This window comes from Streptomyces sp. NPDC088810 (assembly GCF_044750305.1).
GTDB lineage: Bacteria > Actinomycetota > Actinomycetes > Streptomycetales > Streptomycetaceae > Streptomyces.
In genome coordinates, this window is the sequence record NZ_JBIVJQ010000017.1 from 146,074 (window position 1) to 172,245 (window position 26,172).

23 protein-coding genes and 3 pseudogenes are annotated in these 26,172 nt (G+C 70.6%); 12 read left to right on the forward strand and 14 right to left on the reverse strand.

Translation table 11 applies throughout. From position 1 onward, the window contains the following. Positions 1 to 270: 270 nt before the first annotated feature. The 3 genes from ACIP4Y_RS36720 to ACIP4Y_RS36730 form a co-directional block, all read right to left on the reverse strand. Positions 271 to 804, reverse strand: a complete 534-nt coding sequence (locus ACIP4Y_RS36720) for an AAA family ATPase (protein WP_401401047.1) — start codon at positions 802 to 804, stop codon at positions 271 to 273. 285 nt (positions 805 to 1,089) lie between these two features. Beyond that, on the reverse strand, positions 1,090 to 1,641 hold the full coding sequence (locus tag ACIP4Y_RS36725; RefSeq protein WP_401400975.1) for a hypothetical protein: 552 nt from the start codon (positions 1,639 to 1,641) through the stop codon (positions 1,090 to 1,092). 403 nt (positions 1,642 to 2,044) lie between these two features. After that, positions 2,045 to 2,221 (reverse strand): hypothetical protein, encoded by a 177-nt coding sequence (locus ACIP4Y_RS36730; RefSeq protein WP_401400976.1) that lies wholly within the window; start codon positions 2,219 to 2,221, stop codon positions 2,045 to 2,047. Between the two features lie 1,456 nt (positions 2,222 to 3,677). Between ACIP4Y_RS36730 and ACIP4Y_RS36735 the strand changes: the two genes are divergently transcribed. Further along, positions 3,678 to 4,010 carry a putative quinol monooxygenase gene (locus tag ACIP4Y_RS36735; protein WP_358646757.1) on the forward strand — a complete coding sequence of 111 codons (333 nt, stop codon included), beginning with the start codon at positions 3,678 to 3,680 and terminating at the stop codon, positions 4,008 to 4,010. Between the two features lie 421 nt (positions 4,011 to 4,431). Here the strand turns inward: ACIP4Y_RS36735 and ACIP4Y_RS36740 are convergent. Next, positions 4,432 to 4,874: pseudogene (locus ACIP4Y_RS36740) on the reverse strand (amino acid ABC transporter substrate-binding protein); the annotation flags it as partial. Between the two features lie 143 nt (positions 4,875 to 5,017). On the opposite strand from ACIP4Y_RS36740, the gene ACIP4Y_RS36745 reads away from it, so the two are divergent. Beyond that, entirely contained in the window at positions 5,018 to 5,452 is a 435-nt protein-coding gene (locus tag ACIP4Y_RS36745) for a VOC family protein (RefSeq protein WP_401400978.1), read from the forward strand. 69 nt (positions 5,453 to 5,521) lie between these two features. Here the strand turns inward: ACIP4Y_RS36745 and ACIP4Y_RS36750 are convergent. Beyond that, positions 5,522 to 5,687 (reverse strand): annotated as a pseudogene (locus tag ACIP4Y_RS36750) (IS5/IS1182 family transposase); the annotation flags it as partial. A 503-nt stretch (positions 5,688 to 6,190) separates the two neighbouring features. After that, positions 6,191 to 7,165 (reverse strand): SDR family NAD(P)-dependent oxidoreductase, encoded by a 975-nt coding sequence (locus tag ACIP4Y_RS36755; protein WP_401400980.1) that lies wholly within the window; start codon positions 7,163 to 7,165, stop codon positions 6,191 to 6,193. A gap of 58 nt (positions 7,166 to 7,223) precedes the next feature. On the opposite strand from ACIP4Y_RS36755, the gene ACIP4Y_RS36760 reads away from it, so the two are divergent. Then, positions 7,224 to 7,646, forward strand: a complete 423-nt coding sequence (locus ACIP4Y_RS36760; RefSeq protein ID WP_401400983.1) for a MerR family transcriptional regulator — start codon at positions 7,224 to 7,226, stop codon at positions 7,644 to 7,646. A 367-nt stretch (positions 7,647 to 8,013) separates the two neighbouring features. Here ACIP4Y_RS36760 and ACIP4Y_RS36765 read toward each other — a convergent pair whose 3' ends face one another. Both ACIP4Y_RS36765 and ACIP4Y_RS36770 read right to left on the reverse strand, forming a co-directional pair. Next, on the reverse strand, positions 8,014 to 8,859 hold the full coding sequence (locus ACIP4Y_RS36765; RefSeq protein ID WP_401400985.1) for a DUF3626 domain-containing protein: 846 nt from the start codon (positions 8,857 to 8,859) through the stop codon (positions 8,014 to 8,016). 286 nt (positions 8,860 to 9,145) lie between these two features. Beyond that, positions 9,146 to 9,943 carry an MBL fold metallo-hydrolase gene (locus ACIP4Y_RS36770; RefSeq protein ID WP_401400988.1) on the reverse strand — a complete coding sequence of 266 codons (798 nt, stop codon included), beginning with the start codon at positions 9,941 to 9,943 and terminating at the stop codon, positions 9,146 to 9,148. Positions 9,944 to 10,022: 79 nt separating this feature from the next. On the opposite strand from ACIP4Y_RS36770, the gene ACIP4Y_RS36775 reads away from it, so the two are divergent. Next, complete coding sequence (locus ACIP4Y_RS36775; RefSeq protein WP_401400990.1) at positions 10,023 to 10,637, forward strand: TetR/AcrR family transcriptional regulator; 615 nt, start codon at positions 10,023 to 10,025, stop codon at positions 10,635 to 10,637. Positions 10,638 to 10,904: 267 nt separating this feature from the next. Here the strand turns inward: ACIP4Y_RS36775 and ACIP4Y_RS36780 are convergent, their stop codons facing one another. Continuing rightward, complete coding sequence (locus ACIP4Y_RS36780) at positions 10,905 to 11,954, reverse strand: aldo/keto reductase (protein ID WP_358648108.1); 1,050 nt, start codon at positions 11,952 to 11,954, stop codon at positions 10,905 to 10,907. 116 nt (positions 11,955 to 12,070) lie between these two features. Here ACIP4Y_RS36780 and ACIP4Y_RS36785 point away from each other — a divergent pair, with 116 nt between their 5' ends. Further along, positions 12,071 to 12,523 carry a MerR family transcriptional regulator gene (locus ACIP4Y_RS36785; protein ID WP_401400994.1) on the forward strand — a complete coding sequence of 151 codons (453 nt, stop codon included), beginning with the start codon at positions 12,071 to 12,073 and terminating at the stop codon, positions 12,521 to 12,523. A 922-nt stretch (positions 12,524 to 13,445) separates the two neighbouring features. Here the strand turns inward: ACIP4Y_RS36785 and ACIP4Y_RS36790 are convergent. The 3 genes from ACIP4Y_RS36790 to ACIP4Y_RS36800 form a co-directional block, all read right to left on the reverse strand. After that, entirely contained in the window at positions 13,446 to 13,616 is a 171-nt protein-coding gene (locus ACIP4Y_RS36790) for a hydrophobic protein (protein WP_121790737.1), read from the reverse strand. A gap of 678 nt (positions 13,617 to 14,294) precedes the next feature. Next, positions 14,295 to 15,110, reverse strand: a complete 816-nt coding sequence (locus ACIP4Y_RS36795) for a hypothetical protein (RefSeq protein ID WP_401400997.1) — start codon at positions 15,108 to 15,110, stop codon at positions 14,295 to 14,297. Between the two features lie 676 nt (positions 15,111 to 15,786). Beyond that, entirely contained in the window at positions 15,787 to 16,851 is a 1,065-nt protein-coding gene (locus tag ACIP4Y_RS36800; protein WP_401400999.1) for a sodium:calcium antiporter, read from the reverse strand. A 390-nt stretch (positions 16,852 to 17,241) separates the two neighbouring features. On the opposite strand from ACIP4Y_RS36800, the gene ACIP4Y_RS36805 reads away from it, so the two are divergent. From ACIP4Y_RS36805 to ACIP4Y_RS36820, 4 genes are all read left to right on the forward strand, one after another. After that, positions 17,242 to 18,219, forward strand: coding sequence for a thiopeptide-type bacteriocin biosynthesis protein (locus ACIP4Y_RS36805; RefSeq protein WP_401401001.1), 978 nt, complete (start codon positions 17,242 to 17,244; stop codon positions 18,217 to 18,219). A 2-nt stretch (positions 18,220 to 18,221) separates the two neighbouring features. Beyond that, positions 18,222 to 20,963 (forward strand): lantibiotic dehydratase, encoded by a 2,742-nt coding sequence (locus ACIP4Y_RS36810; RefSeq protein ID WP_401401004.1) that lies wholly within the window; start codon positions 18,222 to 18,224, stop codon positions 20,961 to 20,963. Further along, positions 20,927 to 21,079: a hypothetical protein gene (locus ACIP4Y_RS36815; protein WP_358648114.1), complete on the forward strand. Its 153-nt coding sequence runs from the start codon at positions 20,927 to 20,929 to the stop codon at positions 21,077 to 21,079. The genes ACIP4Y_RS36810 and ACIP4Y_RS36815 overlap by 37 nt, the downstream gene beginning before the upstream one ends. Before the next feature lie 71 nt (positions 21,080 to 21,150). Next, a complete protein-coding gene (locus ACIP4Y_RS36820) occupies positions 21,151 to 22,359 on the forward strand; it encodes a lanthionine synthetase LanC family protein (protein ID WP_401401008.1) in 1,209 nt (402 codons plus the stop codon). Positions 22,360 to 22,413: 54 nt separating this feature from the next. Here the strand turns inward: ACIP4Y_RS36820 and ACIP4Y_RS36825 are convergent, their stop codons facing one another. Continuing rightward, positions 22,414 to 23,064: a CatB-related O-acetyltransferase gene (locus ACIP4Y_RS36825; protein ID WP_401401011.1), complete on the reverse strand. Its 651-nt coding sequence runs from the start codon at positions 23,062 to 23,064 to the stop codon at positions 22,414 to 22,416. 196 nt (positions 23,065 to 23,260) lie between these two features. Here ACIP4Y_RS36825 and ACIP4Y_RS36830 point away from each other — a divergent pair, with 196 nt between their 5' ends. The 3 genes from ACIP4Y_RS36830 to gap all read left to right on the forward strand — a co-directional run bounded on the left by ACIP4Y_RS36830 (position 23,261) and on the right by gap (position 25,774). Then, the gene (locus tag ACIP4Y_RS36830) at positions 23,261 to 23,650 is read left to right on the forward strand and encodes a DUF6193 family natural product biosynthesis protein (protein ID WP_401401050.1); all 390 of its coding nucleotides are present in this window, start codon (positions 23,261 to 23,263) and stop codon (positions 23,648 to 23,650) included. Between the two features lie 60 nt (positions 23,651 to 23,710). Further along, complete coding sequence (locus tag ACIP4Y_RS36835) at positions 23,711 to 24,667, forward strand: GlxA family transcriptional regulator (RefSeq protein ID WP_401401014.1); 957 nt, start codon at positions 23,711 to 23,713, stop codon at positions 24,665 to 24,667. Between the two features lie 108 nt (positions 24,668 to 24,775). Continuing rightward, positions 24,776 to 25,774: a type I glyceraldehyde-3-phosphate dehydrogenase gene (gene gap, locus ACIP4Y_RS36840; protein ID WP_401401017.1), complete on the forward strand. Its 999-nt coding sequence runs from the start codon at positions 24,776 to 24,778 to the stop codon at positions 25,772 to 25,774. A gap of 110 nt (positions 25,775 to 25,884) precedes the next feature. On the opposite strand, the pseudogene ACIP4Y_RS36845 reads toward gap, so the two are convergent. After that, a pseudogene (locus ACIP4Y_RS36845) lies at positions 25,885 to 26,172 on the reverse strand (inositol phosphorylceramide synthase); the annotation flags it as partial.

Sequence of the window (26,172 nt, forward strand, 5' to 3'; positions counted from 1 at the left end):
GCAGGCCTGGGCAGTGGGTTCCGCTGCCACGCAGGGTGGAAGGTCTCCAGCGACGGAGGGGCTGTTCGCCGAGTACGCCGTGGCCCCGCCTGGTGATCCAGGGACGGAGGCAGCGCTACTTGCCCGGGGTGCGCGTGCGTGCGTCCTGCGGCCGGCGGCCCGCAGTTCCCCGCTGAAGGGGGTGTGGTTCACGACGTCGTGGGGCTCGCGGAACCTGCTGGGCGTCCGTCTCGGCGATGCCGGCCAGGTGGTGTCGCAACGGTGCCCCGGTCAGCAGTCCAGTGCGGGCAGGCGGGCCAGGCCGGTGTCGAGCATGATGCGGTCGATGGTCTCGTGCAGGGCACTGTCGGCGCCGATGACGGTCTCGATGCCGCCGGGCAGTAGATCGAGCGGCCGGTACCAGTCGCGCAGGTGCGTCTCCTTGACGTCATCGGCGATCGGCTTGGTGGCGTGCCGGGCGAGGGTTTCGTCGAACGGCACGTCCAGGTAGTACGCGTGGGTCGGGCCGCGGTGGTCGGCGCGCAGCTGGGCGAGCATGTCGCCGTAGCGGTCGGCGTAGAGGATGCCTTCGACCACGACGTGATAGCCGGCGTCCAGGGCGTAGCGGGCCGTCAGGTCGATCAGGCCGATGTTCGCCGCTCCGGGCCGGTCGTGCTCGCGCAGCACGATGCGGCGAAGGTTGTCCTGGCCGACCAGGGCCAGGCCGCGGCCGAACCTCTCACGGAGGCCGACCGCGACGGACGACTTGCCTGAGGCGCTGTTGCCGCGCAGTACGACCAGCCGGGTTTCCTCGGTTCCCACCATCACGAGGGCCACGTTATCGACCGCCGGCGACAGCGTAGGGGCGTTCTGGCACACCGCCGGCACCGACGCCCGGACGGGTGACTCTCGCACGCAAGCTGGGCCAGCACGGTCTGCCTGCTCAGTACGGCCGCCCTGCTCAACACGTGCGTGGTGGTGGCCCCGCAGGTCAGGGCGAGCCGTGAGGTCGACACCGATGCAGGCGCCACCCGAGCCTGGCGCCGCTCAGGCGCCGCGGATGCTGAGGCGGCTGTCGTAGAGGACGCTCTGAGCCGTCGTTGCCATTGGTCAGGCCCCCTGCCGTTGTCCCAACAGGCGGGCCTGTTCCTTCTTCAGCGCGGAGAATCCCTGGCGCGCGTAGGCGGCGAGCTGCTCACTGGGGAACGACACCACCGACAGGTGCTGGTCGAAGTGTCCCTGCGCCCACCGCGCGGCTGTGATCTCATAGCCCGACACATGCGCGCACAGTTGGAGCAGAAGCGGTGGCATCTCGGGTTCGCCCAACAGGTCCGCGTGTTTGATGACCAGGTCGCGCATGGCCTGGATGTTCGGAAGAAAGACGGTGGTGACCCACAGCCGCCACTCGGTGAGCTCTTCAGGGGTGGGCGGGGACTCGTGAGCGAACGGCGACGCTCCGCCAGGGCGAGCGTGACGTTCCACGAACGCGCTGAACGTGCGGCTGTTGGCTTCCGTGAGGGCGAACAGCGGTCCGTAGAGGTCGCTGAGCTGGCGATTGACGCGCGCAAGGCGTTCCTGGCGCTGCGACAAACGCAAGCCGTTGAGGTAGGTGACGACATAGCCGACGAACGCCAGCCCGATGGTGACGACCACTGCGATCATGAGGGGCGATGCTAGCGAGCAGTACGTCCCTGGTCAGAGGGCCGTAGCAGATACGGTGTGACGCCCTTGCGGGCTGTCCGAGGCGTGCTGCAGCGGCTGATTCCCCCTTGCTGGCCCGTGTGTTCACCGAGTCGACCGCGCACCGTGAGCTGAGCAGCGAGTTCAAGGTTCGCTGCAGGTTCGGCCAAGTTCGGCCGGGCATGGTCGCTCTGCAACGTCCGGTTCCCGTGCCGGATGGTGAAGGTCGCATGGGGTGACCTTCACACGAAGTCGGCAGAGAGGAGCAGTTGTGCGTTCGGGACGGACTCCTGCGAGCGGGCTGTTCGGTGCCGCGCTCGTCCCTGCACGATGTCCCGGACGCCCGAACGTGTTCCGGCGTACGCGACAGCCGCAGCGCCTTCTGTCACGAGCCGCCCGCCGCCGCAGATGAGGTGTACAGAGGCTCGGTGACGGAACCGGGTAGGCGTAGTACCACGCTGTCGCCCATCGCGGGGATGACCCAGCCGTGCAGGGCCACGCCGAGCGGCACGGCCGCGGCGCACGCGACCAGCCCGGTCAGGACGACCGAGGTGAGGACCATCGCGACGGTCTGCCGGGGGGCATGCCGAGCGCCTAGTGAACACCGGTCTCCCGGACGCGCTCGCGGGTGTCGAGCAGCACGCCGTTGAGCACACCGAGTGCGGCGACGGCGACGAGCATCAGCGTGAGGGGAGGGACAGCGCGTTGAGCGTGACGACCTTGTCGCCGCCGGCGTCGAGCCCGCCGGCCCGAGCGGTGATCCGCAGCGGTGCCAGGTCCCTGTTCAGCGCGTCGACGTGCCAACAGCTGCTTCGGCACGTCCTGCACCGAGTTGCGCATCGGCTGGAGCTTCCTCGTTGCACTCAACTCGGGCGACGAGAGCCCGGGTTCCCCCCGCTACGCGACTTGGTGGTCCCCCTGCGACACCGTGATCGGCCCCGTCAGCACCGTCTCCGTGCCCGGCACGACCAACGCCCAGACCAACCGCCTCAGTCACCCGGACCTGCTCATCGACGCGACCGTATACCGCCCAAACCCGGGCCATGGTCAACCGGTAAGCCTCCCTTGGCAGTCGGCAGGGAGCGCGGCCACCACAGCCGCCACCGCGGCCAGGCCGGCACCGCGTCGCAGCCGGCAGGTCAGCGAATCCGGTCGGTTCCTGGCTTCAGGACGCCGAACAGGAGCGGCAGCGCGCCCGGTCGAAGAGTTCCATCACTCCACGAAGGCAGCCTCCGAGGCCGGCCGATGCAAGAGGCATCGGCCTGGGCCAGTGCCGGGTGGGGTGGTTCTACAGGGGCCGTTAGGCGAGCCAGAGCGAGCTACGGCGATGACGCGCCGGCGGTATGTCCACCGTGTCCGCGGCATCGAGTGCGAGTTCGTTGGCGGTGGAATTGACCAGCCTCAGCAGAGTCCCCACTTGGGCTCGTAGCCGCTGTCGCGCCCGGCGTTCCTCCGTTGCGGACCACTGGCCGACGGAGCGGTCCCGCGAGTGTCGAGCGAACGAGTAGACATTCACCGTGCGGCGCGCCAGGCGAGGTTGGGGTCTCTTGGACTCTCGTGTCGCATCGGTGATGCTGTGTGTGCTGTATCTGAGGTCATAGAGAACCACGGAGCTCCACGGGGTTCCTGACGAGCAGTCGTGTGCACCTTGGCTGTGTGAACGGGGCAGATGGTGGGCGGTGCGTGTCACGGGACCCCGTTCGCAGCGACCGCCAGGTATTTCCTGGCGGGCTACCTGAAGCCCATTGGTCCTGCCCAACGTGCGTCATCCATGCGCGTAACCCTATCTCGCTCCTCCCGTGGGCAAGCTTGTTGCCTGTCTGCCGGATTCGTCTCCGGTGACCTGGGGTGGCGCATTGATCACCGACTGCCAGGTGGGAGACTCAGGAACCAACCTCCCGCACCATCGGGCGTGTGGGGAGCCGCGAGGGTCGGTCGGCGCCGTACGATCCTGTCGCCACGGGGCTCAACACGAGGAACGGGCCTGTAAAGCGCGCACGCGTCGAGGAGAGAGTCCGATGATCTTCATTACCGCCAAGTTCCGAGTCCTTCCCGACGATGCCGACCGGTGGCCGCAGATCGCCGCCGACTTCACCGAGGCCACGCGCAGGGAGCCCGGCTGCCTGTGGTTCGAATGGTCGCGAAGTGTGGCGGACCCGACGGAGTACGTCCTGATCGAGGCCTTCCGCGATGACGAGGCGGGTGCCGCTCATGTGCAGTCCGCACACTTCAGGGCCGCACAGCAGACGCTGCCGCGCCACCTGGTCGAGACACCTCGCATCGTGAACATGACGGTTCCCCAGGACGACTGGTCTCTCCTGGGGGAGATGGCCGTCGCCGAGCAGGATTAGGCCGGGAAGGAGCAGCTGCGCGCGGTGGGCGAATCCGGCTTCGGTCGTCTCCGTCGGCTGGGCTCAGGAGCAGCAGGTTGAGCATGGTCAGGCCGATGGCGCGACCGAGCAGGTTGTCGGTGAGGTCCTGGGCGTGGGGGCTCGCAGCAGCAACGGCACCGCTTGTTGAAGTGGACCCGGGCATGCATGGATGCCCTCCCACATCCGCGCGCAAGGGAGGCGAGGCCACCGGCCCGTCGCTGGTCGACGGCATCCCGCCCGTCACGGGAATGCCCGGCCACCCGCGCAGACGCCCCGGCGCGCCTCTGAGAGACAAGTGTTACGACAGCAACTCGAACCGGCGCGAACCGCTCAGGCGCCGCGGCCTGCCGATGATCTGCCGCAGGCCGCCCCCAACATCAAGGGTTTGGGCAAGCTCCGGTAGAAGAAGGAGGGCTGTCACACGATGGTCGACGAGTTCGTCGCACACGGCCGCGGGGGTGAGCGCGCCCATGTCAAGTTCGATGACTGTGCCGCCGCGTGGAGCGAGGTAGTCCCGCAGGATGCGGGTCCCGGATGCCCAGCAGACACTCGGCTGGGCTGCTACGGCTATGCGGCTGTGGCCGGCCGTGAGGCGGAAGTGCGCGTGGATCTGCCAGCTGCGGGACTGGGGCGGGGACAGGCGCGCGCCCAGTCCGTCGGCTGTTCGGTGAGCGCGTCGAGAACGGCTGACGAGCAGAGGTACGGCAGGCGACGGCATCGGCCCTGGCGGCAGCGGCGCGGGCGACGACGCGGTGATACTCCCCCGCCAGGGCGGCCACACCCCCGGCCGGCCAGTTCACCCACGGCCGCCGGCCCCCTCCGCGGATCGGCCGCGGTGTCCCGCCCCCCGTGTGACGACTCGGTCGCACGTTGCCCGGAGCGCAGGTCCGGGTCCGTGCAGAGCTGTTACTCCGTCGTCCCTTGCTGGCGGATCCGTCTGGGGAAATGAGCGGCAGGGTCCCCCTGGTACGCGGTACGGTGCGGCGATGTCAGCGATCAAGAAGTTCCAAGTCACCTTTGACTGTGCAGAACCTGAGCGCCTCGCTCGCTTCTGGTGCGAGGTGTTGGGGTACGTCATACCGCCGCCACCGGAGGGCTTCACCACCTGGGACGATTTCAACCGCACCCTGCCCCCCGAGAAGCAGGGATCATGGGCCGCCTGCATTGATCCCTCAGGCGTGGGCCCGCGCCTGTACTTCCAGCGCGTCCCCGAGGGCAAAATCGTTAAGAATCGGGTGCATCTCGACGTCCGGGTCGGCACCGGGCTCGTGGGGGACGAGCGCCTCGCCACGCTCGAAGCGGAGTGCGCACGACTGGTCGCGCTCGGCGCGACCCATGTGCAGACACTGTATGCCGATGAGGAAAACGAGTCGTGCATCCCGATGCTGGACATCGAGGGCAACGAGTTCTGTATCGACTGAGCACTCACCGAGCCGGGGAGGTGGGGAGCCGCCTCCCTTGGGCCTCTGTGGTTTCGCATCGGGCGGGAGCCGGTGTGAGGTGTTGTGCTTCTCCTTCCAAGCCGGCAGTTCGGTCTGGCCGCGTTCACGGCGTGCGGGATGAGCAGGCCGGTACCCCGATGGCCGCCCTCCGCGATGACCGCGGCCGGCCGACGGCGGCCTTCGCACGGGAAAGATCCCACGCCTTGCAATCATTGCCCGAACAGCGGGGCGGGCTGTCTCAGCGTCACGTTCGTACGGCCGCGAGGATTACAAGGCCCGGCACGCGGTCGAGTGGGGGATCAACCGCCTCAAGCGCAACCGGGCGGTCGCCACACGGTTCGGCAACTGGCGGGAACTGTCGCTCCGGCATGCCAAGTTGACCGCAGTACCGGTTGATCGGGGCGAGGGGAGATACCGCAGATGGGGGCTCTGTACTACGGCGCCGACCGTGAAAGCGGCGACCGCATCGACGATCCGTCCCGGACGCGCTGTTCACGGTGATCAGCGACCTCAACGACTCCGCCAACACCTTCGTGGTCGTACAGCCCGACGAGGACGGAGACGACCAGCCGCCCGCGTGCAGGACCTCGTCGTCCTCGCCGTCACCGAGTGGCTCGACCACCCGACCGCGAGTAGGCGTTCCTCCAGGACGTTCCGGCTCCGGCAGAGGCGGGACCAGCCGTCTGCGCCATCTCGTAGCCGACGCCGTACTTCCGCTCACCGGATGACGGGGGCGGCGCCGGTCGCCGTCAGGGACAGCTCCCACAGCCGGGCGGCCGCGCCGGGATCGACGGCGTAGGCGCGCACCCCGCCGTCGTCCATGGGCCGGCCCGGCTCCGATATGCGCGCGACGTCGCAGTCCTCGAGGTAGAGCCCGCCCCGGCCGTCGAGGAGGGGGGACGTAGCCGCCCACAGACCCGTAGCGGCGCCCTGGGATGGTGTCTTGAAGCCTGCGCCGACCACCCGGCCGTCCTCGTCCACCCAGCCGCGTTCGATCTGCTCGTGGAGGGTCATCTCCCGTTGCAGACCGGTGATGATCCTGCCGGGGTGGAGGGCGAACGCCCGGACGCCGTCATGGCGGCCCAGCGCATCGAGCTGGACGGCGAACAGGGCGTTGGCGGTCTTGGCCTGGCCGTAGGCCAGCCACTTGTCGTAGTCGGTACGAAAGTGCGGGTCGTGCCAGCGGATGTCGCTCAGGGCGTGGCCGGCGGAGCTGTTGACGACGACGCGTGCATCCCCGGCCGCGGCCAGGAGCGGGTACAGCTCCGAGGCGAGGAGGAAGTGTCCGAGGTGGTTGGCGGCGAACTGGCTCTCCCAGCCGGGTCCGACGCGGCGCTCGGGCGTAGCCATGACACCAGCGACGGCCATCAGAAGGTCGAGCCGGTCCACCAGCTCGCGGATCCGTGCCGCACCGGCGCGCACACTGCCAGGGTCGGAAAGGTCCATGGGGACGACCTGCGCGCCCGCCACCTGGGCGAGCACGGAGCGGGCGAGGTCGGGGCGGCGCGCCGGCACGACGACCCGGGCCCCGGCGGCCGCCAAAACCCGGGTGGTCTCCAGGCCGAGCCCTGAGTAGCCCCCCGTCACGACGGCGCTCATGCCGCCGAGGTCGAGGCCGGCCACGACGTCTGCGGCGGTGCTGGCGGCGGAGAAGGGCGAACCGAGCGGCTGCTGCTGATCAGTGATGGTCATGCCGCCGACGCTACGAACTAGAGCGGGGTCTAGATCAAGTTTTCGTAGGCTGGGCGCCATGACGACCGCCCCCACACGTCAGCAGCCGCTCAGCATCGGCGAGGTGGCCCGGCAGACCGGACTGAGCGTGCACGCCCTGCGCTTCTACGAACGCCAACACCTGCTGATCGCACCCGTCGAACGCACCACAGGCGGACGGCGCCGCTACACCACCGCCGATGTCGAATGGCTGCAGATCTGCATCAAACTCCGCGAATCCGGCATGCCACTGGCCGACCTCAAGCAATTCGCCGAACTGGTACGACACGGCCCGGGCAACGAAACCGAACGCCTGCGACTCCTCCACACCCATCTCAACCGCGTCGAGGAACAGATCAAGGCACTTCAGGAATGCCGCTCCCTCATCGCCTGGAAAGCCGGCGTCTATGCCGAACACCTCACCCGGGGCACAGCGGGCGGCCTCTGGGACCCCACCACCTGACACAGCCGGCCGACCGCAGCTGCTGGGCTGAAGCCCTGCACCACCCCCGGTTCACGGTGTGTCCGGCGCCGTGGGCCCGAGGTTCCGGTCGGTTCGGCACCCAGTCGGTCAGCTCCGCCCTGATGCGGTCGGTGGGCTGACCGACCCCTCGATCACCATCGTGCGCGCCGCGCCGAATCGCGTCCTGCCCCGCACCGAGGAACTGACCGCCCAGCTGGACTCACTCGCCGCTACTTGGACGTGATGCTGCAAGGGCTGCACGGCTGAGCCGCCGCAGGCGTTCCGCCTGAGATGCCTGCCCGGTCTCGAACCTGCCACCGACGTGTCGAACGCGGCACGGGTCCCGTGGGCCAGGCAGCACGGCGTATCAGCAGCCGCTGAGCTTCCCGAACCTGGCCAGGCAGTGCCAGACCTTCTTCAGGTCCTGGGGAGGGTGTCGACCTGTACGGGCCGCGTCTCCGATGACCCTGGGCGTGAGCCATCCACCGGCAGCGATCTCGGCTCCGAGATCCACATACGCCTGGCCGCGATAGTGGGGATGGTGGCGCAGTTCAGCCACGCTCAGCCGAAAACCCGGATGCCATTCGACGGGGCACGGCAGGCGTTCTGCCGCGTATTCGACCGCTGTACCGCGATAGCTGGGATCCAGCACCAGCGCTTCGACGTCACAGTCGAACCTGACGGGCCCATGGATCTGTGCCTCGATGTGGCCGTCCAGGGGATCCGTGTCCGCTGCCTCGGCGAGCTCCAGAAGTGAGCATCGATCGGCGACACCGAAGGCAGACGGCTCGGCGGAGCTGTCCGGGTAGCAGAAAGTAGCGCGCGTGAGAGCCTCAGGCCTGAGCCTGAAGTACGAGGAACCGAATCGCGGAGCGCCGCCGAGCGGATCACGACGGTAGTTCAAAGCGCCGTAGACCGGACGCTGGTCAGGTGCGGCTTCGTCATACGCGCCGGCGAAGATACGACTCTCCCACCGCCAGCGGTCTCCGCCCGGATGAGCGGTCAGTCCGCCGTTACTCGTTCCTGTGACGAACTGCGACCGGTAGACACCATCGTCAGCCATCTGGAGCAGGATGGGACGGTTCCCCGCGTCTCGATCGGGATGAAAGTGCATCGTCACCCGCAGGTCAGGCGGGAGGGGCTTCCCCGTGGACGACGCCGCGGCATGTCGCAGGGCCCTCTCCTGAAGCGAGACGGCGATATCAGCAGCCATGCGTGGAGTCTGCACAGGGTGCAGGTACCAACGCACGTCAATATGGCCCGCTGCCGCCCTGCGAGCTCATCGCGCACCCCGTCCTCGGGCGCGGTGAGCACGGTGTCCGCCTGGCGCCGCCACCACGTACCCGTCGCAGACAGCACCAGTCGATCGCGTAGGAGGCGAGGGTGCCCACCCCGGCCGGGGCGTCGACAGCAGCCTGCGCCGCGGCGTCGGTTGGGGTCGAGGTGTGACCGCATCCGACTGCGGCGCAGCAGGAGGGTCCGGCAAGCCGCCGGGGGGTTCAGAGGGTCAGCTCTTCACCCAGGCCCGGGGTGAGGACGTCGTACGGCTCGCCCTCGGCGGCGTCGAGGAAGCGGGCGAGCTCGTTGGGCTGCGTGGTGTAGAAGCCGTCGGCGTGGAAGCCGTCGTAGTGGATGGGAATCGCGGTCCTGGCCTGCAGGAGGCGGGCGGCGACGGCTGCGTGCCGGGCGTCGAGTGCGGCCGGGTAGGGGCTGGGTGGCTGGCAGTGCGGGAAACAGACGGTCGGCCCGTTGATGGGGGTGAGGACGGCGTCGAAGGGACCGTGGCGGTGGGCGGCGCGCCACCAGTAGCCGTGGTACATGGTGTCGCCCAGGTGGATCACGCGGGTGCCGTCGGCTTCGACCGCCCAGGAGACCTGGGGGTCGCCGAGGGTGTCGACGGCGGGGATGGCGGCGATGGTGAAGGGCCCGATGGTCGTGGTCTCCCACAGGCCCATGGGTCGTCGGGGCAGGTCGTGGGCGGCGAGTTCGGCCTCGGCCTTGAGCGTCCAGAGGTTCTCGTGGTCGTCGCCGCCGAAGGATTCGGGGTGCAGGACCGTGCCGCCGGGAGCCAGCGCACGGGCCAGGGCGCCCGCGTCGGTGTGGTCGCGGTGGAGGTGGGTGCACAGACCGGCGAGCACATGCCCTTCCCTGCGGGGCGGCACGACCTTCGGCAGCGGGACGCCCGAAAGCGGGCTTCCTTCCAGGACGCCTTCGGGCCGCCCGAGCAGGTCGATGACCAGGCTCTCCCCCTGTGCTTCGAGTTCCACCCCGGCCCAGCCCAGCCATCGGATACGCATGCGAACGTCCTCTCCATCGATCATTTACCGTACGATCGTTCGCTAATTTAGCAGACGATCGATCGGTAAGGTGGACGGCATGAGGAAATCGGCCGAAGAGGCTCGCCGCACCCGCGACCGCATCGTCAGCGTCGCGGTGACCCAGGCCTCCAGCGCGGGACTGTCCGGACTGACCATCGGCTCCCTGGCGGAGACGCTCGACATGAGCAAGGCCGGCGTCGTCGGCCCCTTCGGTTCCCGGGCCGGGCTCCAACTCGCCGCACTGGAACGGGCGGTGGAGCTGTTCATGGAGGCCGTGGTGGCACCCGGCCGCGCTGCGGAGCCGGGTCTGCCGTGCCTGCATGCCGTGATCGACTCCTGGTGCGCCTACCTGGCCGACAGCCCGTTCCCCAACGGCTGCTTCGTCACGGCAGCCTCGTGCGAACTCGACGGACAGCCGGGTGAGTTGCGCGCCCGCCTGTACGACGCCGTGACCCGTTGGCGGCGCTTCCTGGCCGAACAGGTCACCACCGCGCGCGCCGCCGGCGACCTTGCCCCGGATCTCGACCCGGAGGATCTGGTGTCCACCCTGACGGGCCTCGCCATGGCCGCGAACCAGGAGATCCAACTCCTCGGCGACGAGGGCGCCGCGCGGCGCGCGCGCCGCCTCATGCGCGCTGCGCTCGCCCGCCACCGTCCCGGGCCGGCCGCCTAGAGCCAGTCTGACACTTCGCTTCGTCGCCCGAAGGGCGGCCGTGCGACGTCAGGTCCGTGCTCTGGGGGTCTTCCGGCCGGAGGCTGCGCAGTGCCGGCCGCCAGGCCCTCGTCCTGGGTGTACGTGGCTCAGGGGCCGGTGCGGCGCGTGGGGGCACCGCCCACGCCCTTGAGGCACTGGGGATGTGCGTGGCGTCGCACGGCTGGGGGCACCCCCCGGCCGAAGGCTGGGCGAGGGAATTGTCAGACAGACCCTGGGGCCGGCTCCTCAGGCTGCGGCGCGTTCGGCGAGGGGCCGGCGCCGCAAGGCGGTGTCGGTCAGGGAGCGCGGAGGAAACGAAGCGCTGGGGTTGTACCGGTTCACCCCGGGCGGCACGATCGCGTCGATCCGGTCCAGGGTCGCGTCGTCCAGGGTGAGCGCGGCGCCCTTGAGCAGATCCTCCAGTTGCCCCATGGTCCGCGGTCCGATGATTGCCGAAGTAACGGCGGGATGGGCCACGGTGAAAGCCACGGCGAGCTGCGGCAGCGTGCAGCCGATACCTTCCGCGAGTTCGACGAGCTGTTCGACGGCCTCGAGCTTGGCGGCGTTCTCGGCGATCGCGGGATCGAAGAACGCCGGGCGGAGCGCGGCCCGGCCGGTCGCCAGGTCGACGGGCCGGTCCTTGCGGTGCTTGCCGGTGAGGAAACCGAAGGCGAGGGGGCTCCAGACCAGTACCCCCATTCCGTACCGCTCGCAAACAGGCAGGAGCGAGGCCTCGATCCCGCGGGCCAGGATCGAATAGGGCGGCTGCGCGGTGCGGAAGCGTCCGAGGGCGCGCCGCTCGGAGACGTGGTGCGCCTCGACGATGTCCCCAGCCGGGAAGTTCGAGCAGCCGAAGGTGCGGATCTTCCCCTGGCGCACCAGGTCGCTGAGCACCGAGAGCGTCTCCTCGATGTCCGTGTCCGGGTCGGGAAAGTGCACCTGGTAGAGGTCGATCCAGTCCGTGCCGAGACGCCGGAGGCTGTCCTCGACCGCCTTGAGGATCCAACGCCGCGAGTTGCCACTGCGGTTGCGGCCCTCACCCATCTGGAAGTGGACCTTGGTCGCGAGTACCACGTCGTCACGGCGCCCCCGTAGCGCCTTCCCCACGATCTCCTCGGATTCGCCCTGGCCGTACATGTCGGCGGTGTCGACGAAGTTGACGCCCTGGTCGAGGGCGGCGTGGATGATGCGGACGCAGTCGTCGTGGTCGGAGTTGCAGCCGGCCTGGAACATCATGGTCCCGAGACAGTGCACGCTGACCTCGATACCGGTTCTGCCGAGGGTGCGATAGCGCATGCTGATGCTCCTTCTGCCGCTTCAATCGATCATGCGGAGCGGCACAAGCGCCGACCGCACGAGGCACCCTAGGAACTAGAGTCGGCTCTAGATCAACCCCCGTTATCCTGACCGGCATGGCCGAGATCACGACGAGTCTGAGCATCGGACAGGTCGCCGAGCGCACCGGTTTGAGCGTGCACGCGCTGCGCTTCTACGAGCGCGAGGGCCTCTTCCTCGACCCCGTGCGCCGCGGACCCGGCGGGCGCCGCATCTACAGCGAGGACGACGTGGACTGGCTGACCGTCTGCATCATCCTCCGGGCCTCGGGCATGCCCCTGCCCGCGCTGCGCCGTTACGCCGACCTCGTCCGGGAAGGCGCCGGGAACGAGCAGGAACGCCTCGCGCTCATGCGCGAGCACCAGGCGCGCGTCGCCACCGAGATCGGCCGTCTCAACCAGTCCCTGGACCTGATTGGGCACAAGGTCGCGATCTACGAGGACCTGGTCGACCAGGATGCCGCCATCGCCCGCCCCCGCCACGCTCCCTCCCGGGTGGCCGAGGAGCAGCGCACGCCATCGCTGCCCTGACAAGCCTTAGGGGTGGCGTGCGGGGATGCCGTCCGCGCATGGATCGACATGCTGACAGGGCAGGGCAGGGCAGCGAGCCGAGCCAGCCTTCGAGACCCGCAGACCATCAACCACTTCGTTCGCTACGTCGCTTCCGCCCCGCGAGCGTGGGCCGCCGGGACCGGTGACCAGAGATCACCGGGACACACGCCGAAGAGGCACCCAAGTCGCTATAACGGACCGCCGTTCGCTCCATCGCTCTGGCGGTCGCGCGGCGCCTGCCGACCCCGCCGCCGTCGGACCGGCTCCGCGGCCCGCTCGGCAAGGCCACCGATGCCTGAAGCGAGCTGATGCAGACCCCCCCCCGCCTGCGGATGGAGGACCTCGACCGGGCCCCCGACCAGCTACAGCCGGCCCGGAGGCCTGGATCACGGGTTTCTGCCGTGGGCTCGCTCGCATACGCCGGGGATGTCCGCCGCACCGCGGCAGCACGCGTACGTGGGTTCCAAGCTGCCGTCGTGCGGGTGTACCCGCCTTCCGGGCTTGCGCACCTGGCCGCCGGGAAGCGTCGCGGCGACCGGGTGCCGGATGGGTGTGGGGCGGGGCGCTACGTCCACTGCCGTCGCATCACAGGCGCCAGCAGGACTGCTCGACCTGGACAGCCCCGCACCGTCCCTGGACGAACGGGCGTCCTGGCCAGGTTGAGCCGCTGACACCGCACACGGTGCACCGGCCCCGCAGAGATAGGAGGTGCAGGTTTCCACTGCTTCCACGGGGCCGGTGCATGACACACGTACCCACCTATGCGCCCGATATGCCTGATCCATCCCAGCCGCTCGGGCGGGATGCATCCTGACGCACGACGTGGGGCCCGGCCGTTCCCGGCCGGGCCCCACGTCAACCTTCCCTAACTGCAGTGCTCCTGACACCGAGGAGTACGCATCTACCAGCGATACCAGCGACCCTTGCGGCCCGCGCCGTCCGCGGACCGGACGACGAAGCCCAGCAGCCACACGATCAGCACGATCACCGCGATCCACCAGAGCGCCTTCAGGGCGAAGCCCGCGCCGAAGAGGATCAGAGCCAGCAGAAGAACCAGAAGCAGGGGAACCATTGTTATCAACCTCCTGGCCACCGAATGCCCTTACTTCACCCCTACAAGCACACAAAAGGCGGGTTTTTTTCACTGGATCAAGGGCACGCGCGTCAGGCACGGTTCCCCCGCGCCGGCATCTGATGCACCGAGAGCTGGTTGGCTTCTCTGGTTAGAGAAAGGGGTATCGGGGAACAGTACGTGCTCGAGAATGCCGTCGCACCCGCGAGTAACGGGCGGCATCGGCTGAGAAGCCTCTTCGGGGCCACGCCTGTTGCCGTCAGCGCGACGAGCAGGGGTGCGGTCAAGGCGGCGACGAGCGTACGTAGGCGCCGTGCGATGCCGGGAAGCCCCCGGTGGCGTGCACGGCCGGGACCTGTCTGCGGTGACGGTGTCGGCGTACACGGCATTGGTGCCGGTGACTGTGGTGAAGCACCCGCCCTTCGTGGCGATGACCCGCAGGGACGGGTGGGCGGCCCGGACCGGGGCCATCCGGTTTGCGCCTGGCGGGTGGTTTTTCGGGCTGCTGGCAGCAGCCGCTCCCACGCCTCATCGGCGTCGAGGCCGCCGTGCGACAGGGACCCTGCCCGGCCCCGGACAACCCGCGCGGGTGAACCCTCGCGTACGCGCGCGGATCGGAGTGCCCAAGTCCAACGTGCCTGCTGCGGTCTGATACGGCCTGGCGAACCCGTCGCAGCCCTACATCGGCTGAGGACCCGGACCCCCAACCTCGTCGCGTGGCAGATACCGGCGCAGCAGCCGTATCGCAAGGCCATGGTCATAACGCTCGGCCACTTCAAGCGGCGTCTCACCGGAAGCATCCCGCAGCGCCGGATCTGCACCGTACGCGAGGAGCACCGCAGTCGTCGTCACGGTGAGCGGCTCACCGCTCTGCAGTGCTACGTCCCCTTCGGTCCCGATCGCATGCGTCAGCGGAGTTGCGCCGTTTCCTTCATCAGGGTCCGCACCGGCGTCGAGCAGCCGAGCCAGCAACTCAACGTCCTGGTGCTCCACGGCAAAGAGCGTCGGCGGCCACCAGCCAGCCCCATCGATGGTCGCTTGCTGGCTCGGTCGCAGTGACATGTAGACCGCGAAGCGCCTCCAGGTGCGCTCGACGGCAGCGCCCAGGTACGGCCGCGCCTCGCTGATCCCGTTGTGGGCCTCGGTGCCCGGTTCGTAGGGGGCGAGCATCTCATCGATCCGGGTGTCGACGTCAACGGACTGACCGGCGGGACCGGTCGTCATGTCAGCGAAGATCAGGGCGTCCAGAACCGGGGAGTCCTCTCGCTCATAGACGGCAACCTCCGCCGAGAGCCCCCGCGGCTCCGCCTCGTAGACGGCCACGGCCTGATGGGCGACCAGCCGCACCAGACGCGCCGGCGCACCCAGCGATTCGAGGTGGCGAGCACCGTCGAGCGGCGGGCACCCGGTGTCATGCAACTCAGGCGCGTAGCCGATGTCGTGCAGCCATGCAGCGGCGACGAGGATATCCCTGTCCGCCTTGGACACGGCCACGGCAGCCCCACGAGCCCGGGCGACCACGGCCTGGGTGCGCAGCCAGCGATTCCCGAGCGGGGAAGGAGGGACTCGGCGAGTTCGGCCGCTCCCTGGGGCGTGTCCGGTGCGGAAGGCATGGATGGGACGGTAACCGAGCCGGGAGATGAGCTGATAGGCCACGATCGAACCGTCGTCATGGACGCCTTCGTGGGACTCATCAACCCGGCCGAGCCACAGGGGCTCTGCTCCGCAACGGCGCGTTAACCCAGGCCGCCGCCCACGTGCCGGCCGCACCGACGCCGAGGCGCAACGGCTCAACTGGTCCGGGACGGCTTTGATCGCGTGCTTGGCCCGCACCGGCGCCGCTTCGCGAAAGGGCACCGTCGACGAGGCCGCATGAGAACTCACCCGGGGCAGAAAAAGAGGCGCCCACGGTCATCACGGACGGCCGCCGGCCGAGCCAGATCGTGGGCGGACCACCACCGTTCGCGATCAGCTCGAGCAGCTGACCGAAGCCACCGGCGCCGCGTGTCGACGGCGGCCTGCGCGGCGGCGAGGGCTTCGGCCGGCTCGCCATCGCGCAGGGCCAGGGCCGGCTGCGGGAAGCAGCGCGCACAGGGCGTCGCTGACGGCCGTCGGATCTGCGGGATGCGCTCAACTCCTGACACCACACTGCCCGACGGCATGCGCAGGGTCAGGTGGCGATCGTGGCCAGTCCGGCGATGCCGACGAGATAGATGACCACCGCGGCGATGCTGTCGACGCCCATGCGGGCGTACTGGCGGCGTGGGCGGAAGATCAGCCCCGCCATGTAGACCACGGTCAGGATGATCCCGAGCGCGGTGAGGTAGATGTCCGTGTCGTGCGCGGCCGGCAGTACCGGCTTGCCGGAGATGACGGTGGCGAGCAGGAACAGCACGGGCAGGAAGGCGTTGCCGCCGAAGATGTCGCTGACGGCGAGCTGGTAGTCGCCCAGCTTCGTGGAGGTCAGACCGGTGCTGACCTCGGGCAGGGAGGTGGCTGCCGCCAGCACGGTCGCGCCGAACAGCACACCGCTCAGCCCCTGACGGGCGAAGAACTCCTCACCGCTGCGCTCGATCACGACACCGGCCACGAGCGTGGCCAGCGCGGACACGCCGAACACCAGCCCGGCGCGCACGGTGCTCACGCCCTTGTCGCTGGCAGCCTTCTCCTTCTTGCCCTTTGAGTGGCCGCGTGGTTCGGGCTGGCTGTCCGGGGCGTCACCGCCCTCCCGCCAGGGCAGGCCCCGGCCGGCCCGGTTGAGCAGGATCAGGCCGATCACCCAGAGGACGGCGATCGCCACCGAGGCGGGGGCCAGGCGCGCGGCGTGCAGATTCGGGGAGAGCTGGGTGCCCATCACGACCACGGCCAGTACGACCACCACCATGGCCCCCTCAAGGACCAGCTGCAAACTGGCCGCCAGGCGGGTCAGCGGAGCGCGCGGGCGGACCCCTGCCGCGTCCAGGACGGCCAGGACGACGGTCTGGATGGCGATGCCGCCCAGGATGTTGCCGACCGCGACGTCGAGCTGTCCGGCCATCGCCGCAGTCGCTGTGATGGCGATCTCGGGCAGGTTCGTCGCGACCGCCAGCAGGATCAAACCGCCCAGCGCGCTGCCGAGGTGAAGTCGCTCGGCGAGCACGTCGGTGGTGTCCGACAGCTTGATTCCCGCAACCCAGATGACAGCCGCACTGGCCACGAACAACACCAGCAACAGCGGCGAACTCGAAGATCCCATACGGCTGGGAGTACCCGCCGATCCGGGGCAGAACCAGCAGGCACGCCCGCCCATCACCCCTCACAGCTCAACCGCACCCCTCAGCGGGGTCCCGGGAGTGTCACGGTGGATCCCCGGGTGCGCGTTGCTCTTCGGGGCGCGGGCACGCAGCCCGTCGGCGGCCCCGGTGGACTCGGCTGGCGGCCCCGGTGGACCTCGGCCGACGGCCCCGGTGGTCGTGCGCTCGGCGGCGCCGGTGCCAGAGCGGCGCGTCCGGCGAGCTGTCCCGGGATGCGGCATGCCCCCCGCGCACTCCTGTTGATCATATGACCAATCGGTTTGCATGCTTCGGGGTGCGTGCGGGCCGGACATCACAGGGGTGGTTCCTCTCCTCAGCGATCAGGAGGCCCCATGGTGCGGGTGGAGCGTCTACTGGCCGACTGCCTGGCCGACGCGCGGGCCGAGCCGTTGGGCACCGTCCCCCTCCCGGCGGACGGCCCCGCGTACGCGGCGGCACGCCGGACCTTCCTGGCGGCCGGTCTGCACGCCCTGCGCGCACACCGGCCCGAGGACGGATGGGTACAGCTCGGCCTCACCTGCGAGCACTCCGGCCCTCGCCTCCCGCCGTACGGCCAACTAGCCGAGGCGGCCGGGGAGTTGCTCGGCAGCGGGCAGGCCCGCGACTTCTTCTTCCTGCACAAGCCTCCGGGGTTGCGCGTACGGTTCCGGGCGGCCGAACCGACCCGGGCGCCGGACCTGCACGCCGCGCTGCTACGGCACCTGGAACCGGACCGGCAGGACGATGCCCGGGTGCGGCCCGTGGCCGGTGTGTACGAGCCGGAGACGTACCTGTTCGGCGGCCCGCGTTCCATGCCCTGGGTGCACGCGCTGTTCACCGCCGACTCGCGGGCCTGGCTGGACGTGCACACCGCCGTGGCCGGTGCTCCGGCACCGGTCGGCTGGCGGGTGTCGCTGGCACTGCTGCAGGCCCTGTTCGACGGCCTGGACATCATCGGCTGGGAACATCGCGGGGTCTGGCAGGCGGTACGCGAGGAGACCGGCCGCCGGCTGCCGGGAGGGCTCGGCGGGCCGGACCGGCAACGGGCCGCCGCCGGGATCCGCGCCTGGTGGCAGCTCAGCCCCCAGGCCCGGCTGGAGGCGCTGCCCAAGGCCTGGCAGGACATCATCGGCGAGCACCTCCAAGCGGTGCGGCGCGCCGCGGAACACTGGCGCACCCACTACTTCGCCTCCGGCGAGGCCACGATCGGCCCGCGCCGGGCCGCCGCCCACCTCGTCATCTTCCACTGGAACCGGGGCGGGCTGTCGACAGCACGCCAGTGCCTGCTCACCGAGGCACTCGCCGCCGACGGCCACGAGGGAGCGGACTGAACATGCGACGCGCACCGTCACCGGCCTCTAGCACCAATGACGACCCCGGCGCCTCGGGGGACGCCCGGGACGCGGTCCTCGGGGGCACTGCGCTGCTGCGGCTCGCCGGCCTGCCCGCCCAGGCATGGACCGCCGGTGGCGCCGCCGACCTGTTCGACACCGCAGCCCGGCTCGCCGACACCGCCGAGGACCTCGCCGTACGGGCCCGGGCACTGGCCGACCAGGTGGGCGAGAAGGTCGTACCGCACCCCTCGCTGACGCCCGCCGACCGCGGTGCCGTACTCGCCCTGCGTCGGCACCTGCACTCCGGCGCGGCACCACGCCCGGCAGATTGCCTGCTGCTCGAACGCTCCCCGGCGGTGCCCCCCGAACTCGCCGAACAAGCCCGCGCCCTGCGGAGCGAGGCCGAAACCGCCGAGACGTCCGCCGACGCGCTGCGGCAGGCGGTCGCGGCCGAACAGCAGCGGCTGGCCGAGCACGCCTGGCACACGGCGTGCTCCAGCCCGGTGCTGCGGGCTTTCGTGGACAGCGCCGCCCCCGGGCTCGCCGACGACATCGAACGACGGCTCGCCCAAGGAGAGTTCTGGTCGAGCCGGCAATTACGCAAACGCACCGCCTATCTGTGGCGCGTGATGGGCCGGGCCGCAGTGAAGACCACGCCCCGCGGCCTCGCGGGCCAGATCGCCGCGGTCCCCGTCACCGGCACACCAGGCGGGTGCACGTGGCTGCTCGCGCCCGGTACCCCGCTCGGCGCCCTGGCCATGGTCACCGTGGAGAACGTCCACGTCGTCAGGGCGCGAACCACTCCGGCAGACCTGCACACCGCCGGAGCAGAGGCCCTGCTGGCGCCGGCACCGCTGCTCTTCACCGAACCACCCGCCACCGACGACTGCCCCGACGACGGTCCCGGTCGGTTGCGCTGCTACGTCGTCGATCCCCGCGCGCCGGGCCGGCTCCGGCAGATCGTGCTGCGCCGCACCCCCGTGCTGGAGGGCGTGCTGGCCCTCCTCGCCGACGGCCCGCGCCCCCTGGGCGACCTCGAGCGGCTGCTACCGGCCCTGACCGCGCCACCCGGCCGGCCACCCCTGACCACCGACGTGCTGCGCGGATTCCTGCAGCACCTGTACACCCTGGGCGTGCTGCAGACCTGTCGGCCACCCCGGCAGCACCACAGCGGCTGGATGCCGGCCGACACCCTCACCACCACCGGCACCCCGGCCGCCCCCGGCTCCCTGCCGCAGCCCCCCGCAGAGGCCGGATCCGGTGCCTGGTTCCTGGACTGCTACCGCCGCCCGGAGGCCGGCGCCGCCGTTCCCGCGGCGGCCGTCGCCCGCGTCCAGCGCGGGCTGCGGATCGCTGCCCGGCTCGCCGCGCTCCGCGCCGCCGACCATCCCGCCGATCCTCTCCAGCACCTGCCCGCCGCCCTCCAACTGACCGAGCAGCCGCGTCCCCTCGGCGAGCTCCTCACCGAGCAGCTGGCCGCCGACACCCCGCTCGCCGACCGCCGGTATCCGGGCTGGCGCCCCGCCCGCGAGCGCGCCGGCGGCTACGCCCGCCTGCTCGCGCACCTGGACGCCGCCGCCCGCTCCGGCGCAACCTGCGTCGACGTCGACGACACGCTGCTGGACACCTTGGGCGCACCGCCCGGCGAACAGGCCCTGCCGCGCTGGCCCCTGGACTGCCTGCTGCGCCCGCTGTCCCCCACCGCCGGCCCCGGCCCGGTGGCCGTTTTGGAGACCGCCTCGGCCGCCGGGGTGCTCGACGCCCGGTTCGCCGACCACCTCACCGCCCTGCACGACGGTTACCGCAACAGCGCTGCCTACCGCGCCTTTCTCGCCGCCGTCGAGGAACACACCGGTGTCCGCTTCGTCGAACTGCTCGTGCCTCCGCTGACCGAACGGTCCGCCAACGCCGTACGACGGCCCGTCACCACCCGCTGGTGGACCGGCGACCCGGACCCCACCCCGTACTACGGCCCGCCCCCACGCGCCCGCTACCTCCCGCTGGACCGCATCAGCCTGCGCACCAGCGGTGGCCGGATCATCGCCGAGGCGGACGGCCGGCGCATCATCCCCGTCCACCACGCCACCCGCTCCCCCGCCCCGCCCTACGACACCCTCGTACGGCTGCTGCTCACCGCCGGCCACCCCGCCGCCTCCTGCCTCGTCCGCCTGGACGCCCCGGAAGCGGCCTTGCCCCACCTGGCCCGGCTGCCGCGGCTGACCGCCGGCGGCGACCTCGTCCTGGCCCCCGCCACCTGGCGGATCGACCGCCGCCTGCTGTGGCGGCCCGCGGACGACCTGCCCGCCAAGGTCCGCACCCTGGCCCTGCTGCGCCGCGACGCCGGCCTGCCCCGGCACGCCTTCGCCCGCACCGCCCCCGGCGCGAAACCCGTACCCGTCGACCTCGCCTCCCTGACGGCCGTCCACCTCATCGAGCGGCTCTGCGCCCGGCAGGCCGGCACCACGCTGCTGGTGGAGGAGATGCTGCCCGCACCCGATGACCTGCTGCTGCACGACGCGCTGCACGGCGGCGCGGCCGTCGCAACCCAACTATTGCTCCGGCTCCCCCACGACCAGAGTGCCGGACGGCTGGCCGAAGCCGTCGCCCGCACCCTGGTCCACGGCAGCCGGCACGACGTCCCCGGCCCGCCCGCCAGGCGGCCCGCCGGGGCGGCCCACACCCAAGGAGTGAAAGGGGAAGTCCCATGCCCGGCACCGAACACACCGAACTCGACACACTGATCAACGACCTCGAAGAGCGCATCACCCACGAGGACCTGCCGACCGCCTCCGCGTACACCGAGGCCTGCAGCGGGCTGTGCACGATCGTCGTGTGCAACACGGTCGTCATCTGTTGATCCCACCCCAAGGGGCCGCCCGCTCCGCCGCGGGCGGCCCCTGCTCCGGCCGGCAGGATGCGAGGAGGACGATGACCCCCACCACACCGTCACCGGCTCCGCCGCCGGGCGACGTCCACGACATCTCCGTCCGCTACCTGCACCAGTGGGCCACGGCACCCGATCCCGGCGGACACCGCTGCGATCCCGGCATCCCGGTTCTGGCCCACCTGGTCGCCGACGACCGGGCGGCACCCGCCGCCGTGGCCGTATGGTGCCGCACAGCCGGCCGCGGCCCCTCCCACCCCGCCCTGTACGACGGCGGCCTGGCCGGCACCCTCGTCGGCCTGCACCTGGGCGCCGGCCTCCACCCCGGACTACGCACAGCAGCCGACCGACTGGCAACCCACCTCCGCACCCGCCCACCCCGCTACCGCACCCACCACGTCGCCTTCCCCGACTACGACCTCATCTCCGGCCCCGCCGGCACACTCCTCGCCCTGTGCACCACGGGTGGACACGGCGGGCGTGGTGGACCGGGTGGGCAGCCGCCATGGCAACCGCTCGCCACACACCTGGCGCTCCTGTGCGACGACGAGGAACTGGAACGGCTGCGCACCGGCCAGTACGCGCACCATCCGCAGCTGGCCTGGGTACACGGCCGTATCAACACGGGCATGGGGCACGGCGTCGCCGGCCTCACCACGGCGCTCACCGCCGCGCTGCGCCGTACCAGCACGGGCACCGATCTCGCGAGCAGCCTCGCCACGGCACTCGGCCGGGCCGCCCGCTGGCTGATCCGCCACGCCTACGACGACGAGCGCGGCATCCGCACCTGGCCCGCCGCCGGACCGGGAAGTCCCCCCACACCGGCAGCCCACCCGCGCCAGGCCTGGTGCTACGGCACCCCCGGAATCACCTGGGCACTGTGGGACGCCGCCGACGCGCTCGGAGACACCACGACCGCCGACTGGGCCACAGCCGCCTTCACCACACTCGCCGAGCACTACGACGAAACCTTCCACCTCTACGGCGACTCGCCCGGCGACCGCCTCGGTCTCTGCCACGGCGCCGCGGGAGTACTGGCCGTCGCCGACGCCTTCGACCGGCACGCCCGGCTGCCCGCCGCCGCCACCCTCAAAAACCGGCTCACCCACCACCTGACCGACCGGCTCGCCCCACCATGGCCCGCCGGCTGGGGCGCGGACCTGCTGACCGGGCTGCCGGGCGTACTGGCCACACTCCTCACCACCGCCCACACGGCCCCCCGCACCTGGCTATCCTGCCTCGGCCTGCGCTGACGGGCAGGCGGCCCGACCCGGCGCTGCCGACGAGTGGTCACGACGTTCGGCCACTCATGCCTGCGGGGAGTGCGGGGCGGCGGCCTCCAGGGCGGCGATGCTGCCCGACATGATCGTGCGTACGTGCTCGGTGATGTGCTCCACGGGCCAGTCCCACCAGGCCACCGCCAGCAGCCGGGCGACGTCCCGGTCGTCGTAACGGGTGCGGATGAGGCGGGCCGGGTTGCCGCCGACGATGCCGTAGTCGGGTACGTCGCCGGTGACCACCGCACCCGTGCCGATGATCGCGCCATGGCCGATCCGCACACCGGGCATGACGGTCGTACCGTGGCCGAACCAGACGTCGTTGCCGACGACGGTGTCCCCCCGGCTGGGCAGACCGGTGAGCAGGTCGAAGTGGTCCGACCAGGAACCGCCCATGGCCGGGAAGGGAAAGGTGGACGGGCCGTCCATACGGTGGTTGGCACCGTTCATGATGAACCGCACGCCCGTGCCCAGCGCACAGAACTTCCCGATGATCAGTTTCTCCGGCCCGTAGTGGTAGAGCACGTTACGGGTCTCGAACGCGGTCGCCTCGTCCGGGTCGTCGTAGTAGGAGAACTCCCCGACCTCGATCAGCGGGGACTTCACCAGCGGCCTGAGCAGCACCACCCGCGGCTGCTCGGGCATCGGATGCAGGACCGTCGGGTCGGCAGGCACAGGCATGAGAGGGGAGACTCCTTCGGCGGTCGCGGACCGGTGGACCGGTGGACCGGTTCATGATCGCGGTCAACGGCACCGGTCACAGGCCAGGATCAGAGCACCGGTTTCAGGCAACGGCCACGACACTATGACAGTGGACGCGAATGACGAGACCTGCGACCAGCAGTTGCCCCTGCCCCCGAGACCAGTTCTGCCAGACATGGCTGCAGCACGCCGGCGCGGGCCGGCTGACGTTGTCGAGGCCCGTTGGCAGGCCCTACGACTCAGCTGGCAGTGGAGGCATGCAGTGCACCGGATCCGCTCGCCCGGGCGCCCCTTTCCGGGCATCGTTCCGCTGCTGGAGGCCGCTGCCGCTCAACCACGACTCCGGCGGCTGTTTCCGTTCACCAGCCACTTCGCCCTGCTCTTCAGCAGCTCCACGCGCTACCCCTGGATTGTGCAGGCCGGCTCGATCGAGCCGCTGCCCAACGGACGGTTCAAGGTTCGCCGGCGCAGTCCCTCCGCCGTGGTCGGCGAAGTCGAGACCGCCGAGGAGGCTGTGACCCTGCTGCTTGAACTCCTGCCGTCGACATCAGATCTGCGGGGCTGATGGGGGCCTGGGAAAGCGGCAGTGGGGGTATCGAGGTCACGCCCCACGTAACCTCTTCCTGTGCCAGCCTCCCGCCTGCATCGCGTCGCCGTCCTTGTGCTCGAGGGCGCGAAGCCGCTCGATGTCGGAATTCCCGCGCAGGTCTTCACGACCCGCGCGAGCATGCCGTACGAGGTGCGGGTGTGCGGGGCGGCACCCGGGCTCGTCACCGGCGGCGACGGCCTCGCGTACCACGTCGCCCACGGCCTCGACGCCCTTGCCTGGGCCGACATCGTCTTCGTCCCCGGCTACCGGTTCCCGGACCGCGAGGGCCCGCCGCAGGCCGTCGTCGAGGCACTGATCGCCGCCCACGACCGGGGCGCGCGGCTCGCCGCCATCTCGACGGGTGCCTTCGCGCTCGCCGCCACGGGTCTGCTCGACGGCAGGCGCGCCACGACGCACTGGCACTACACGCGGGCACTCGTGGCCAGGCATCCGCTCGTCCAGGTCGACGAGAACGTGCTGTTCGTCGACGAGGGCAGCGTGCTCACCTCGGCCGGCGCCGCCTCCGGCATCGACCTGTGCCTGCACATCCTGCGCGGCGACCACGGAGTGGCCGCGTCCAACCACGCGGCCCGGCGTCTGGTTGCCGCCCCCTACCGCAGCGGCGGGCAGGCCCAGTACGTGCCGCGCAGCGTCCCCGAGCCGCTCGGCGAGCGGTTCGCCACCACCCGTGAGTGGGCGCTGCACCGGCTCGGCGAGCCCCTCACCCTCGACATACTGGCGCGGCAGGCGGGGGTCTCACCGCGCACGTTCTCCCGGCGCTTCGTCGAGGAGACCGGCTACACGCCGATGCAGTGGGTGATGCGCGCCCGCATCGACCTGGCCCGCGAACTGCTCGAACGCTCGGAGCGCAGCGTCGAACAGATCGCCGCCGACGTCGGCCTCGGCACCGGCGCGAACCTGCGCCTGCACTTCCAGCGCATCCTGGGCACCACACCGAGCGAGTACCGGCGCACCTTCACCCGGGGCGAGTAACCCGCCCGGCACCGCGTGGCGAGATCCTTTTGAACCGTGGCGATGTCGCCACTGTCAGCGGCGCGTCCCGCGGACGAGCCTTGGTGGCGAAGGGAAGGGACCTCACTCATGACTCGCATCGCCATCAACGGGTTCGGCCGCATCGGACGCAATGTGCTGCGCGCACTGCTGGAGCGCGACAGCGCCCTCGAGATCGTCGCCGTGAACGACCTGACCGAGCCCGCCACTCTCGCCCGCCTGCTGGCCTACGACAGCACGGCCGGCCGGCTCGGGCGCCCGGTGACCGTCGACGGGGACGCCCTCGTCGTCGACGGCCGTCGGATCAGGGTGCTGGCCGAGCGCGAACCGGCGCAGCTGCCGTGGGCCGAGCTCGGCGTCGACATCGTCCTGGAAGCCACCGGCCGCTTCACCTCGGCCAAGGCCGCCCGGGCCCACCTCGACTCGGGCGCGAAGAAGGTGCTCGTCAGCGCGCCGTCGGACGGCGCCGACGTCACGCTCGCGTTCGGGGTCAACACCGACGCCTACGACCCGGACCTGCACACGATCGTCTCGAACGCCTCCTGCACCACCAACGCGCTCGCGCCGCTGGCCGCGGTCCTCGACGAACTCGCCGGTATCGAGCACGGATTCATGACGACGGTGCACGCCTACACGCAGGAGCAGAACCTGCAGGACGGTCCGCACCGCGACGCCCGTCGCGCCCGGGCCGCCGGCGTCAACATCGTGCCGACCACGACCGGCGCAGCCAAGGCGATCGGCCTGGTGCTGCCGAACCTCGACGGGAAGCTGTCGGGCGACTCGATCCGCGTACCGGTGCCGGTGGGCTCGATCGTCGAACTCAACACGACCGTCGCCTGCGACGTGACGCGTGACGACGTGCTGGCGGCGTACCGCGCCGCAGCGGAGGGACCGCTCGCCGGCATCCTCGAGTACTCGGACGACCCGCTCGTGTCGTCCGACATCACGGGCAATCCCGCCTCTTCCATCTTCGACTCGGCCCTCACCCGCGTCGACGGCCGCCACATCAAGGTGGTCGCCTGGTACGACAACGAGTGGGGCTTCTCCAACCGAGTGATCGACACGCTGGAGTTCCTCGCCACCCGCTGACCGGACGCCGGGGCGGTACCCCGCCTCCGGCGACCGCACAGACCGGCACTTCCCTCGGGCGCTCTGGTTGACCGGTCGGGCCAACCAGAGCGGCTCCAGCCGACCGTGGATCAGACCGGTTCGGGCTGGGGTTCCGGCTGTGGCACGGGGGCCGGGGCAGGCTGCCAGAGCCTCGTGGTGCGCAGGTAGCCGTGGATCACCGAGGCCGTCGCCAGGACGAGCAGGGGACCGAACAGCCACGGGTGCCGGGCCATGGGCACCGGCAGGTAGCGGTAGGACAGAAGAAGCGCGGTGAACACCGTCGCGCCGTGGGCGACCAGGTGGATTCCGGCGCGGTCCCAGCCGCGTGCCAGTGAGCGCAGTGCGGTTTCGATCGTGAGGGTGAATACGACTCCGGC

Bases quoted from the DNA above. Each gene is read 5' to 3' on its own strand.
- ACIP4Y_RS36720 (WP_401401047.1), bottom strand. From the start codon at position 804: ATGGTGGGAACCGAGGAAACCCGGCTGGTCGTACTGCGCGGCAACAGC.
- ACIP4Y_RS36725 (WP_401400975.1), bottom strand. From the start codon at position 1,641: ATGATCGCAGTGGTCGTCACCATCGGGCTGGCGTTCGTCGGCTATGTC.
- ACIP4Y_RS36730 (WP_401400976.1), bottom strand. From the start codon at position 2,221: ATGGTCCTCACCTCGGTCGTCCTGACCGGGCTGGTCGCGTGCGCCGCG.
- ACIP4Y_RS36735 (WP_358646757.1), top strand. From the start codon at position 3,678: ATGATCTTCATTACCGCCAAGTTCCGAGTCCTTCCCGACGATGCCGAC.
- ACIP4Y_RS36745 (WP_401400978.1), top strand. From the start codon at position 5,018: ATGTCAGCGATCAAGAAGTTCCAAGTCACCTTTGACTGTGCAGAACCT.
- ACIP4Y_RS36755 (WP_401400980.1), bottom strand. From the start codon at position 7,165: ATGACCATCACTGATCAGCAGCAGCCGCTCGGTTCGCCCTTCTCCGCC.
- ACIP4Y_RS36760 (WP_401400983.1), top strand. From the start codon at position 7,224: ATGACGACCGCCCCCACACGTCAGCAGCCGCTCAGCATCGGCGAGGTG.
- ACIP4Y_RS36765 (WP_401400985.1), bottom strand. From the start codon at position 8,859: ATGGCTGCTGATATCGCCGTCTCGCTTCAGGAGAGGGCCCTGCGACAT.
- ACIP4Y_RS36770 (WP_401400988.1), bottom strand. From the start codon at position 9,943: ATGCGTATCCGATGGCTGGGCTGGGCCGGGGTGGAACTCGAAGCACAG.
- ACIP4Y_RS36775 (WP_401400990.1), top strand. From the start codon at position 10,023: ATGAGGAAATCGGCCGAAGAGGCTCGCCGCACCCGCGACCGCATCGTC.
- ACIP4Y_RS36780 (WP_358648108.1), bottom strand. From the start codon at position 11,954: ATGCGCTATCGCACCCTCGGCAGAACCGGTATCGAGGTCAGCGTGCAC.
- ACIP4Y_RS36785 (WP_401400994.1), top strand. From the start codon at position 12,071: ATGGCCGAGATCACGACGAGTCTGAGCATCGGACAGGTCGCCGAGCGC.
- ACIP4Y_RS36790 (WP_121790737.1), bottom strand. From the start codon at position 13,616: ATGGTTCCCCTGCTTCTGGTTCTTCTGCTGGCTCTGATCCTCTTCGGC.
- ACIP4Y_RS36800 (WP_401400999.1), bottom strand. From the start codon at position 16,851: ATGGGATCTTCGAGTTCGCCGCTGTTGCTGGTGTTGTTCGTGGCCAGT.
- ACIP4Y_RS36805 (WP_401401001.1), top strand. From the start codon at position 17,242: ATGGTGCGGGTGGAGCGTCTACTGGCCGACTGCCTGGCCGACGCGCGG.
- ACIP4Y_RS36810 (WP_401401004.1), top strand. From the start codon at position 18,222: ATGCGACGCGCACCGTCACCGGCCTCTAGCACCAATGACGACCCCGGC.
- ACIP4Y_RS36815 (WP_358648114.1), top strand. From the start codon at position 20,927: ATGCCCGGCACCGAACACACCGAACTCGACACACTGATCAACGACCTC.
- ACIP4Y_RS36820 (WP_401401008.1), top strand. From the start codon at position 21,151: ATGACCCCCACCACACCGTCACCGGCTCCGCCGCCGGGCGACGTCCAC.
- ACIP4Y_RS36825 (WP_401401011.1), bottom strand. From the start codon at position 23,064: ATGCCTGTGCCTGCCGACCCGACGGTCCTGCATCCGATGCCCGAGCAG.
- ACIP4Y_RS36830 (WP_401401050.1), top strand. From the start codon at position 23,261: ATGGCTGCAGCACGCCGGCGCGGGCCGGCTGACGTTGTCGAGGCCCGT.
- gap (WP_401401017.1), top strand. From the start codon at position 24,776: ATGACTCGCATCGCCATCAACGGGTTCGGCCGCATCGGACGCAATGTG.